This is a genomic window from Kocuria carniphila (assembly GCF_004136555.1).
In the GTDB taxonomy this organism is placed as follows: Bacteria; Actinomycetota; Actinomycetes; order Actinomycetales; family Micrococcaceae; genus Kocuria; species Kocuria carniphila.
The window spans coordinates 1-11,603 of record NZ_NOIT01000030.1 but is presented as its reverse complement, the minus strand read 5'-3'; the positions used below and the strand labels follow the sequence as shown (position 1 = coordinate 11,603).

Below are 11,603 nucleotides of genomic sequence, written 5' to 3'. Positions count from 1 at the left end.
CCTCTACCCAGACCTCACAACACACCCCTCGAGACGCCCACGCGCACACCGCTACCCATGCTCATCTGTGAAGGGCCAGTTATCTGCATACCTGAGGAGATTTCGTGAGTACACCTCGTTTTCTGGTCACCCGTGAGATCCCGGAACCGGGACCGTCCATCTTGAAGGAGGCGGGCGACGTCGTCATCAAGGACGGCATGAGCGCGGACGAGCTGCGCGAGGCCGTCACGAGCGGCGAGTACGACGTGGTGCTCCCGCAGGTCTCGGACAAATTCGATGCCGAGCTGCTGTCGCAGGCCAAGATCCGCGGCATCGCCAACTACGCGGTGGGCTACAACAACATCGATGTACCGGCCGCCGCGGAGAACGGGATCGCCGTGGGCAACACCCCGGACGTCCTCAACGACGCCACGGCCAACACCGCCATGCTCCTACTGCTGGGCGCCGCTCGTCGCGCGCACGAGGCCTCCGAGTATCTGCGGGAGGGGCGGTTCACGGGCATCGGACCCAACCTGCTGGTCGGCCAGGACATCACCGGAGCCACACTGGGTATCGCGGGGATGGGCCGGATCGGCAAGGCCGTGGCCCAACGTGCCCTGGGCTTCGGCATGAAGGTGATCTTCACGCAGCGCCCACCACACGACCGCCCGGTGTCCGACGATGAGTTGGGTGACTTGGCCGGGCGCGTGACTCAGGTGCCGTGGGACGAACTGGTCGAGACGAGCGATTTCATCTCGCTGCATGTGCCGCTCACCGAGGAGACCACGCACCTCATCGACCGGAAGGTGCTGAGGCGGATGAAATCCACCGCGGTGTTGGTCAACACCGCCCGCGGTCCCGTGGTCGATGAAAATGCATTGGTTCGTGCATTGCGGGACCGTGAGATCTTCGCGGCCGGGTTGGATGTGTACGAGAACGAGCCCGAGATGGCCGACGGTCTGGTCGAGCTGCCCAATGCGTTTCTGCTGCCGCATGTGGGTTCCGCCGAGGGCGGTTCCCGCGCGGGTATGGCGCGTAAAGCCGCGGAAAACACGGTGGCCATGGCTCGCGGTGAGACCCCGCCGTACGAGGTGAAGCCGTAGGTTTCGCCGACCGCGCCGTGTTCTGACCTGCCGGGTGGTGCGGCCGATGGCCTGTGCAGACTGATCGACGACAACGCCGGATCCGGCTCGAGTCCAGGTCGTACCGTTGATCAGAGTGCGGGCTAGCTGCGCAGCTCCGCGATGATCTGTGCAGTGGCGCGGATCGCGGTGTCGATATCGTTCTCCGTGGTCTCTCTGCCCAGGCTGAAGCGAACCGAGGTCGTGGCCACCTCCGCGGGAACTCCCATGGCCGTGAGCACGTGGGACGGCTCCGATGAACCGGTCGCGCACGCCGAACCGGATGAGACCAGCACTCCCTGGTTCTCCAGATCCACGAGCACGGTCTCCCCGTTCACGCCGGGGAAGCAGAAGGACGCGTTGGTCGCCAGGCGCGTATTGCCGTTCAATCCTGCCGACGCCGACGCCGCTGCGGTTGCCGTGGCCGCGCTGGCTCCTGCGGCGATGTCTGCCGAGTCCGGATCGGTCACGTGTGTGCCTTTCGCGGTTGCGTTGGCTGCGACGCCGGTTTCCTGGAGATTCACTGTTTTACGCGGATCCGGACCGGTCAGGAGCGTGCCGGGCATGGCCCCGAGGATGCCGTCGATCAGTCGGTCGCGTAGAGCGGCGACACGGGCTGTGTATTCCTTTCGTTCTCGCTCGGCCAGTTCGAGGGCGGTGGCCAATCCCACGGCACCGGCAACGTTGGAGGTTCCGGAGCGGCGCCCACGCTCGTGACCACCGCCGCTCATGAGCGAACGTAGTGGGGTGCCGCGCTTGACCCACAGCAAACCCACGCCCTGTGGAGTGCCGATCTTGTGACCGGCCAGCGTGAGGGCGCTGACCCCGAGGTCAGTGACCCTGAGCGGTAAGGTGCCTGCGGCCTGCACTGCGTCCGTGTGCAGAGGTACGCCGAATTCCGCGGCAACTTCGGCCAGAGCCGACATGTTCTGCACGGTCCCCACCTCGTTGTTGGCGAGCATTACAGACGCCATGGCTACCGAGTCGGAACCCGCGGTCCCGGACGCATTGGCTACGACAGGCTCGCCCGCGCCAGCCGTTTTGGGGTGCCGCGGTAATGCGCCCGCGCTGGGGAGCGCACCGGGCCGTGAGGCGTCGTCGGTCAAGAACGCGCGCAAGATACCCGGCGAGACGAACCCGGAGCCGTCCACGGGCAGCTCCGCGGCGGTGAAACCATCGAACTGGGCGAGCGAGCGGGCGGATTCCAGAACGGCGTCGTGCTCGATGGCGCTGATCAGCACCCTGTTGCGCCCCGGCTGGCGCTCGCGACGGGCCAACGCGATGCCTTTGACCGCCAGGTTGTCGGCCTCGGTGCCGCCAGAGGTGAAGATGATCTCTCCCGGGCGGGCGCCCAAGACCGCCGCGACGCGCTCGCGGGCGTCGTCCAAGGCCCGCGCGGCACGCTGGCCGCGCTCGTGATGGCTGGACGCGTTACCGAATTCGTGGGTGAGCCACGGCCACATTGCCTCGAGTACCTCGCGGCGCGGTGCTGTGGTGGCTGCGTGATCCAGGTAGATCATGACGTGACCTCTCGTGTTGTGCCCGTGACGCGTGATGCGGTGAGCTGCAAAGATGGAGCATGGAAGAAAACACGCTGACCACCATTGCCCAGTCCATGCTGAACCAGGCTCGCGAAGCGACCAGCGGCCGCTCCGCGCATAACCTGTACGGCGGCCGCGAGCACACGCTGCAGCAGACCATGATCGCGCTGATTCGAGGTCAGGATCTCAAAGAACACGAGAATCCGGGCGAAGCCACGATCCAGGTGATCATCGGCCAGGTCGAGCTCATCGCCGGTGACGAGTCCATCACCCTGCACTCCTCCGATTACACTGCGATCCCGCAGCAACGACATTCCCTGCATGCTCATGAGGACTCCGTAGTGCTGCTGACGGTCGTGGGTAAGGGCTGACGGTCCTGTTGCAGGCCCTTATGATCGAGAATTCAGAACATTCGACAGTTCTTGAACCAGGATCGTGAAACTGAGTGCTGCGGATTCGTCCCCTGCTGCAGCCTGTTCGGCTAAGTCGGGAAGTGTGGGCGTCAGGGTCGTGCTCTGGGCAACCAGGAAAGTTAGAGCCTCGTTCGACTCCTGTGCGGCAGCCAAGTCCATTTGGTGGCGGGAGAATCCGTCGGCAATTCTGTCAAGATCAACAGCCCTCAGGAGACGCAAAATATCGAGGGCGTCTTTCGGCTTGACCCGATCCCGCTTGTTAGTGTCTTTGTCCTCGAGCCGCTCTTTCAGCTTGATGCACTTGGCTACGATGAGCGCTGCAGGTCCGGCCACGTTCACCTGACACGTACGGCCGTCGTCCTGTTCCAAAGCGCCGAGCGTTATAGTTTCGAAATCCACCAGAGCGGGCGCAAGACCCCGGCCACGTCTTGCGGTCTCCTTCCCGTGAGGAGGAATCCTGGCGGATCTTCGTCCTTCGCCTGCCTGGTGCTCTGACACCATGAGGTCAAGTGCAATCCCGGTGGGCCCGATCCACTGGCCTGGATTGCCCCCAGCTTTCGTGATGAAGCCATTCTTTTCGAGAACGTCTTGAATCAGCGGCTCTGGACTCAGCTCAGCGGCGTTGAGGGCTAGATCGGCGTCTGTGGTCATGATGGAAACCGAGAAGTCACCCTCGCCGGCCCATAGATAGACGGCTTGAGCGCCGATCAGTATTACGTGATCGAGGTGATCGCGTAATGCCTCCAGGCCATCCAACAGGACCGACCTAGCTGCTATGTACTCCGGAGGAAGACTCATTTCGTTTTCGCCTCCTTCTTCTCAGACCACATGGTCCATCCATACTCCGAATCGGAGCCTAGTTCGGAAAGGGAGTCAATGATCTGGTTGGCTAAGTCCGCTTCCCGGCCGGGAAAGGTTTTTAGGTCTACCAAGACTTGCCCCAACGGGGCTACCCAACCGCCAGCTCTCTCGCTGTACCGGGTTTTCTGGAGTAGTTCGGGATCCTTCGGGACTATCAACACCACGTTGGACTTGGATTTTTCGACGGGGTAGAGGCCGATCTCGCGAGCGATACGTTGAGGGTTGTCACAGTAAGCAGTGAGTTGTTTGCTGCTGACCACGGGAGTCTGGCTTTCATTCAAGTAGGCGAGGCCTCCGTGGACACCGGTGAGAACGGTTCGATCGTCGCGCGTCAGAGCATCTGCTGCGTGCTGTAGCCCGCGAGGATCTAAGAATGATTCGACGCGGAAATTGCCCTTAGCCAGCGAGTAGTCTTGGGCCCAGCGGTCGATCAGGTCCTTCCGGTTGATGGATTCCACGGGGCCTCGCCGATCTCGAGGCGGCATAATCCCCTCGCGTTCAAATGTTGGCAATAACTTGGAGACCGTGCCCGGGCTTACATGACAATCGTCAGCAATTTCTCGTACTCCCCGTGGCAAAGACGCCGTCACTAGGTAGCGAAGAACCCGCGCAGTGGAGGTACCGGTTAATCGTTCGATGTTCTCTTTTCTTGGTTCTCGAGGCGCTCTAGGGGCCCCCTGTCGGTCTATGAGGACGGGGGGTTGATCACTCACGATATGGATCCACCCTGTGGTATCCACGCCACTGAATCCCACCTCGGCCATGAGCTCTCGAGTGCGTGGAGGGAAGTATTCCGACAACAAACATGGAATCCCAGGGACGTCGCTGAAGGTTGACCTCAAGTGCGCGATAGCGTCTGTTCGGAGACGTGTGCCTTTCGTTTCGATTGCCAGGAGTACGGATGATCCAGCTGGCGGTCTGATGGTCACAAAGGCATCAGGGAATGAGCGTCCCAAGTCCTTGTGGTTGACCGTTTCGAGGTCCCAGGAGTCAGGCAACGCAGCGGCGAGGATCTCAAGACAGCGTGGCATGACCACTGTTTCTTCATAGAACTCGTTTCTCACATCAAGAAACATATCAGAATAAGAAACACTTCAACAGGGGCATCAGGTGCTGATCCACGGCCGTGGGTGAGGGCTAGTCCAGCGCGATATCCAGGCCCAGGTCCAACGCCCGCACCGAGTGGGTGAGGGCCCCGACCGAGATGACGTCCACGCCGGTGGATGCGACCTTGCCGGTGGTCTCCAACGTGATGCCCCCCGAGGCCTCCACGATCGCGCGACCGTCCACCATGGCCACGCCGCTGACCAGGTCCGCGAGGGCAAAGTTGTCGAGCATGATGGTGTCCACGCCGCCTGCCAGGACGTCCTCGATCTGATCCAGCCGATCCACCTCGACCTCCATGTGCGTCGTATGAGGCATATTCCGCCGCAGCTCGCGGAGCGCGTGGGTAATCGTCGCGCCGCCGGCGGTGAGCACGGCCAGGTGGTTGTCCTTGAGCATCACGGCGTCCGAGAGTCCGAAGCGGTGATTGTGTCCGCCTCCGCAGGTCACCGCGTGCTTCTCCAGCGCTCGCAGTCCCGGGGTGGTCTTGCGGGTGTCGGCCACGCGGGTGCGGGTGATGGTTCCGGCGGGCAATTTGTTGGCGCTCTCCACCTCCGCAACGGCCTTCTCGACCTCGGCCACGTACCGGGCGGTGAGCGTGGCGATCCCGGACATCCGCTGCGCCAGGTTCAGCACCGTGCGTTCCGCGGTCAACAGGGGCCGTGCGGGACCCGTGATAGTTGCGATGTCTGTTCCCGGGGTGATCTTGTCGCCATCGCGCGCGTGGAGCGTGACCTCCAGGCGCGGGTCCACGGTGGTGAAGCCCGTACGAATGACCTCCTCTCCGGCGAACACGCCCTCTTCGCGCGAGGTGATGGTCGCCGTGGCGGTAGCCTCCGCGGGGATCACGAGTTCCGAGGTGATGTCACCCCACGGCGCATCCTCGGCAAGACTCGAGCGGATCACGGCTTCAACGGCTGAGCGAGTCAGCATGGACTGTCCTTTCGTGGGCGGGAGTCACGGATCGCGCGGCAACCCACCCGGTGCTTACGGCCTGTAGGGGGTCGGTCGCGGGGTAATCCGCACGCTGATGGGCCCCGCGGGATTCGGTGCGGGCCAGCGCGGCGGTCGCCAGCGCGTGCCCCACGGTCAGGAGATTTCGGTTTTCGGCGTCGGCCAGGGTTTCGGGGGCGCTCGCATCCGCTACCGCCGACGACGCCGCGAGCCAGCCTTCCAGCCTCGCCTTCGCCTGCTCGAGGCCCTCAGCTGTTCGGAAGACCCCGGCGCCCTGCCACATGGTGTGCTGAAGTGCCTCGCGGGAGAATGATTCGGTGGGCTCCACCGATCCTGTGGGGGATGGATCGATCTGTTTCTCCGCGGTCCGCCCGGTGTAGGACAGCGCAGAATCCTCGGCTGCGTGAAGAGGATCGGTCGAGCCTGAAGGTTGCCGTGGTGTCGGAGGTTCTTGTTCCTGTCGGGACCGGGCCAGTGGTCGCAGTACTTCGTGGGGCGCCCGTTCGGAATCGCTGCTCGAGGACGCACGTTGTGCCCCGGACCAGGGTTCGGCCACCAGTTCACCGATGCGCCGGCCGAAGATGGCCGCTTCCAGCAGGGAGTTGGATGCCAAACGGTTGGCTCCGTGCATGCCGGTGCTCGAGCACTCCCCGGCGGCCCACAGGCCGGCCACGGTGGTATGCCCCAGCTCATCGGTGACAATGCCACCCATGTGGTAGTGCGCGGCCGGGCTCACAGGAACGAGTTCCGTGGACCAGTCGATGCCGTGAGCCTTGAGGCTCGCGTCGATGGTCGGGAACCGCCGGGCCAGGAACTCCGCTCGCGACAGTCCCTCCGGAACGGGGATGGTCGAGCAGTCCAGGTACACGGCGCCATTCGGAGAGCCGGTGCGAACCGCGAAGACCGCCCGGGCCACGACATCTCGCGGCGCGAGTTCTGCGCGCGGGTCCACATCGGTCATGAAGCGGTGACCGTGCTGATCACGAAGTACCGCACCTTCACCGCGGACTGCCTCCGAAATCAGGAACGATCCCGGTGCCGCCAACGCCGTGGGGTGGAACTGGAAGAACTCCAGGTCCCGAACCTCGGCGCCGGCGCGCAGAGCCAGAGCGATGCCGTCCCCGGTGGCCACCTCGGGGTTGGTCGTATACGGATACAGCTGACCGGCACCACCGGTTGCGAGCACCACGTGATCGGCGGCGAGGAACTCCTCGGCGCCCAACTGGCCGTCTGAAAGTACGGGGCGGATCGTGACGCCGATGGCATGTTGACCATCAGTCAGCACGCCGGTGACCAGTGTGTATTCCATAAGTCGTATATCTCCGACTGCCGCGGCATCACGCGTCCGCGCGGACAGCGCCTCCTGAATCGCGTGACCCGTGGCATCACCTCCGGCATGCAGGATCCGGGACACGCTGTGCGCCGCTTCCAAACCCTGAACCCAGGGCGATCCGGGCCCCGCCACGCGATCAAAGGCGACGCCGCGGTCGGTGAGGTCGCGAACGGCGTCGGCGGAATCTTGGACCACGCCCTGAACTACCGGCGGCTCGCACAAACCCGCGCCCGCGACCAGGGTGTCCTGGACGTGCAACTGGACGGAATCCTTGGGTTGGCCGTCGGGCAGGCTGCTGGTCATTGCGGCCATGCCACCCTGCGCGCGATCAGTTGCGGTGAGGGTGAGCGAGGCCTTGGTGATGACGGTGACGCGGGCGCCCGTCTCAGCCGCGGACAGCGCCGCGCTGAGGCCGGCAACCCCGCTGCCGACGACGATCACGTCAGTCATCAGTCACTTCTTCGGTACGGCGGCCAGCATCCGCTCGAGAGCCACGGAGGCCTCCTGAGCAACGCTGTCCGAGACGGAGACCTGATTGATCACGCGACCGGCCACCAGTTCTTCCAGAACCCACGCGAGGTAACCCGGGTGGATACGGTACATGGTGGAGCACGGGCAGATCACGGGATCCAGGCAGAAAATGGTGTGCTCGGGGTGCTCGGCGGCCAAGCGGTTGACCATGTTGATCTCGGTGCCGATCGCGAAGGTCTGACCCGGCTCGGCAGCTTGAACGGCCTTGCGGATGTGGTCGGTGGAACCGGAGGAATCTGCGGCGTCCACGACCTCCATGGGGGACTCAGGGTGCACGATCACGGTGCAGCCGGGGTACTCCGCGCGAGCCTTCTCGATCTGACCCACGGTGAAGCGCTTGTGGACCGAGCAGAAGCCGTGCCACAGGATCACCCGCGAATCCTTGAGGCTTTGAGCGGTGTTGCCACCCAGTTCCTTGCGGGGATTCCACATGGGCATCTGCTCGAGGGGTACGCCCATGGCCTTGGCGGTGTTGCGCCCCAGGTGCTGATCCGGGAAGAACAGTACGCGCTGGCCGCGCTTGAACGCCCACTCCAACACGGTCTGCGCGTTGGAGGACGTGCACACGATACCGCCGTTGCGGCCGCAGAACGCCTTGAGCGCCGCGGAGGAGTTCATGTAGGTCACGGGGATCACGGAGGCGAGGGGCTCGCCGTTCTCGTCCGTGACCGTCTGGCCGTTCTCATCCACGGCGTGGGGGCCGAGCACGTCCATGAGGTCCGCCCAGCAGTCCTCCACGGATTCCTCGTCGGCCATGTCGGCCATGGAGCAGCCCGCCGCAGGGTTGGGCAGGATCACGGACTGGTTGTCCTGGGACAGGATGTCAGCGGTCTCGGCCATGAAGTGCACACCGCAGAACACGATGGCGTCCGCCTCGGGGTGGGCCTTGGCCTGCTGCGCGAGCTGGAAGGAGTCGCCGATGAAGTCCGCGTGCTTGACCACTTCGTCACGTTGGTAGAAATGCCCCATGACGACGGCGCGCTCGCCCAGGGTTTCCTTGGCCGCCACGATCATGGCGTCCAGTTCCTCGGGGGAGGCATCCCGGTAGCGCTGCGGAATGGTGGGCTGGGCGGGAGAGCCGGCCGGAGCGACGTCGTTCTGGGACGCGCCGGGGCCGTAACCCTCCACGAGCGGGGTGGGGAAATCCCACGGATCCTGAGTGAGGGAGCTGTTGCACGAGCCGCCCTCCAGCGTCACGGCGGTGCCGGACGGGCGGGTGGGCAGAAGGTTGAGCTGGGTGGCTACGGAGGTCATGATGTCTCCTCGGAACGGTCTGACGTGGGGTGACTGAAAAGCTTGGATGGTTTGGCCGATGCGAAGCGGTAGAGCTTGGGCGGGCGATGTCGGGTGCCTTCCAAGCGCTCGCCGGTGTCCTCGAGTTGGCCGGATGACAGGACGTGGCGGCGGAAATTGGCGGGGTCCAGGGCGTCTCCGATGATCGCCTCATGCACCTCGCGGAGTGCGGCGATCGTGAAGGTCTCGGGCAGGAAGGCCTTGGCCACGGTGGGTTCGGCGATGCGGTTCCGCAGCCGATCCAGGGCGTGGGTGACGATGTCCGAGTGGTCGAAGGCGAGGTCCGGTAGGTCGGTGGCGCGCAGCCAGGTGACGTTGATGTCGTTCTCGCCCATGGCGGCTTCTTGCGGGGGAAGCGAGGCCCAGTAGACGACCGTGACCTGGCGTTCCTCGGCCCCGGCGGAGCGGGTCAGGCCACCGAACGTGGCCAGCTGTTCCAGGTGGGTGGGCGCGAGGCCGGTGGTGAGGGTGAGGTCGCGCAGGGCGGAATCCTCGAGCGCCTCATTGGGGCGGAGTGGCCCACCGGGTAGCGCCCACATGCCGCGGTAAGGATCGCGGATCCGGCGGACTAGGGGCATCCAGAGCTCGTGGCTGCCGTTGGCGCCCGTGGGGCGAACCGTGAAAATCACGGTGGACACGGCCAGGAGCACACGCTGGTCAATCATGGTGGCTCCCTGTTCTGTCGCGCTCCAAGGAGCCGCCCGGTTAATGTGAGGATGACTCTAACACCTTAAAGTCTGAGTGACTATAAGTAACGGTATGCAGGTTTCAAGGGTGAGGAGCTGAGAACCAGGGCGTAGAGGTGCCTAGATGTCGTGCGGTGGCTACTGAAGCTACTGAAGCTACTGAACGGGAGCCGCGGATTCCCGGGCCACGGGGTGCTTTTCCTTGGAGGGCATGCGTCCCATGATGAACATTGAGACAAGCCAGACGACTGCGCCCAGAACGCCTAGCGCGATGGCAAGCGGGGTCTGCTTCCAGATCTCAAACGCGATGACGGCGAATATCTCGCAGACCATGAACAGGAAGTACGGGAGAAAGTCTTCCACAGGGCCCTCCTTGGGGCAGCTCAGCGGGATGCTGATTTGTTCATAGTGCCTCGTGACGGCCGCCAAGGGAATAGCCAATGGACCAGTCTTTTGACCAAGTTTTGAGTGAGGGAAACGCAGTAATCGGGCCCAACTTTTGCTGTTGCCTCCCCGGAGACTGTCTCACTGCGGTTCCCTCACATCACGCTATTCACGTGGGTCTTCCCCGGGCTGGTCCGACTCCGTCGCGTTGGACGTCTTTCCGCCGCGCCTCGTGAGCGGGTGGTTGGAGGCGCGGGAGAAGAAGACCGGCGTAAAGATGCGGTTGCGCACCACCTTGAAGGTGTTCATGGCCACCACGCCCACGTATTGCCCCACCATGAGGCCAGCCGCCAGGCTCATGGCCGCAATGAACGCGGCCGAAATGTAATACAGCGCCTGACCATCGGAGAGCGATGACCCCCAAATCCCCTGGTACAGCAGCGTTCCGGGGAGCAGGACCAGGAAGGATGAGATGGCCATGGCGGAGGAGGGTGCTTTGACGAACCGCGGGAGGATCGCGGTGCCGATGCCGGCGGTGAAGGCGGCGGCTCCGCGGGCCCAGGCGTCCGCGCCCTCACCCGTGGCCAGCGCGTCGTAGACGGCATACACCACCATGGCCAGGACTGCCGTGGGGAACACCACGCGCGCGGGTGACTGCAAAATGATGCCGTTACCCACCGCCACAAAGGCGGCGGCGATCATCATGAGCCACAGGGGGATGCTCGCCAGACTGACCTCGTTGGTCACGGGAAGCGAGACACCCAGCATGGTGAACAGGGCAGCGCCCAAGCGCACACCTACGACCAGGCCGGCTGTGTTGACCAGGCCTTCGTAGATTCGCCCCAAACCGTGCATGTAGTGGCCGGTAATGGTGTCCTGCACGGCGCTGGTGGAGGCCATGCCGGCCATCATGATGATGATGATCGAGATGACCACGGAAGTGGGGTCCACGTGCGGATCCAGAATCCTCATGGCTGCCGCCGCCACGGTCGCCAGAATGCCCGCGGCGATCTGGATGAAGAAGGACGGCCAGCGCAGCTCGCCGAGTTTCTGCATCATGTACACGAGCGCCAGATACGAGATGACGCCGGCGATCGAGACGATCCAATCGCCGCCGTACACGAGGGGCGCTGCCGCACCGGCCGCCGCGGTCGCAATGATGGTGACCTTTTTGGACCACGACTTACCGGTTTTCGCGATATTGGCTAGTTGCTCGCGAGCTTCGGAGATGTTGATGGTCCCCTGAATGTAGTCGGCGGCGATATTGGTGGCGCGGGTCAGCACGCCGTAGTCGAAACCGTAGGAGTCCACGCGTTCCAAGCGAAGTGAACTGGTCCCAAGAAGTTGGACTGGCCAAGTAAAAGCTTAGGCCGCTAGGGCCTGGGTCCGGTATTCCACCGGGC

Annotated in this window: 11 protein-coding genes; 2 read left to right on the top strand and 9 right to left on the bottom strand. The window is 63.9% G+C overall.

Features of this window, described 5'->3' with window-relative positions; genetic code table 11:
• Positions 1-104: 104 nt before the first annotated feature.
• On the top strand, positions 105-1,082 hold the full coding sequence (locus EWV37_RS15170) for a 2-hydroxyacid dehydrogenase (protein WP_129702480.1): 978 nt from the start codon (positions 105-107) through the stop codon (positions 1,080-1,082).
• A gap of 122 nt (positions 1,083-1,204) precedes the next feature.
• Here EWV37_RS15170 and EWV37_RS15615 read toward each other — a convergent pair whose 3' ends face one another.
• A complete protein-coding gene (locus tag EWV37_RS15615) occupies positions 1,205-2,620 on the bottom strand; it encodes a cysteine desulfurase family protein (RefSeq protein WP_238663359.1) in 1,416 nt (471 codons plus the stop codon).
• 59 nt (positions 2,621-2,679) lie between these two features.
• On the opposite strand from EWV37_RS15615, the gene EWV37_RS15150 reads away from it, so the two are divergent.
• Positions 2,680-3,012, top strand: coding sequence for a cupin domain-containing protein (locus EWV37_RS15150; RefSeq protein WP_095797254.1), 333 nt, complete (start codon positions 2,680-2,682; stop codon positions 3,010-3,012).
• A gap of 18 nt (positions 3,013-3,030) precedes the next feature.
• Here the strand turns inward: EWV37_RS15150 and EWV37_RS15145 are convergent, their stop codons facing one another.
• From EWV37_RS15145 to EWV37_RS15110, 8 genes are all read right to left on the bottom strand, one after another.
• A complete protein-coding gene (locus tag EWV37_RS15145; protein WP_095797255.1) occupies positions 3,031-3,852 on the bottom strand; it encodes a GSU2403 family nucleotidyltransferase fold protein in 822 nt (273 codons plus the stop codon).
• The gene (locus tag EWV37_RS15140; protein ID WP_095797256.1) at positions 3,849-4,373 is read right to left on the bottom strand and encodes a hypothetical protein; all 525 of its coding nucleotides are present in this window, start codon (positions 4,371-4,373) and stop codon (positions 3,849-3,851) included. Before EWV37_RS15140 ends, EWV37_RS15145 begins: the two co-directional genes overlap by 4 nt.
• 679 nt (positions 4,374-5,052) lie before the next feature.
• On the bottom strand, positions 5,053-5,952 hold the full coding sequence (nadC, locus tag EWV37_RS15135; RefSeq protein ID WP_095797257.1) for a carboxylating nicotinate-nucleotide diphosphorylase: 900 nt from the start codon (positions 5,950-5,952) through the stop codon (positions 5,053-5,055).
• Positions 5,930-7,756: an L-aspartate oxidase gene (locus EWV37_RS15130; RefSeq protein ID WP_129702479.1), complete on the bottom strand. Its 1,827-nt coding sequence runs from the start codon at positions 7,754-7,756 to the stop codon at positions 5,930-5,932. Before EWV37_RS15130 ends, nadC begins: the two co-directional genes overlap by 23 nt.
• Before the next feature lie 3 nt (positions 7,757-7,759).
• Complete coding sequence (nadA, locus tag EWV37_RS15125) at positions 7,760-9,091, bottom strand: quinolinate synthase NadA (protein ID WP_095797259.1); 1,332 nt, start codon at positions 9,089-9,091, stop codon at positions 7,760-7,762.
• Entirely contained in the window at positions 9,088-9,795 is a 708-nt protein-coding gene (locus EWV37_RS15120) for an NUDIX hydrolase (protein WP_129702478.1), read from the bottom strand. The genes nadA and EWV37_RS15120 overlap by 4 nt, the downstream gene beginning before the upstream one ends.
• 177 nt (positions 9,796-9,972) lie before the next feature.
• Positions 9,973-10,179, bottom strand: a complete 207-nt coding sequence (locus EWV37_RS15115) for a hypothetical protein (protein WP_129702477.1) — start codon at positions 10,177-10,179, stop codon at positions 9,973-9,975.
• Between the two features lie 186 nt (positions 10,180-10,365).
• On the bottom strand, positions 10,366-11,511 hold the full coding sequence (locus tag EWV37_RS15110; RefSeq protein WP_238663357.1) for a threonine/serine exporter family protein: 1,146 nt from the start codon (positions 11,509-11,511) through the stop codon (positions 10,366-10,368).
• Positions 11,512-11,603: the final 92 nt, after the last annotated feature.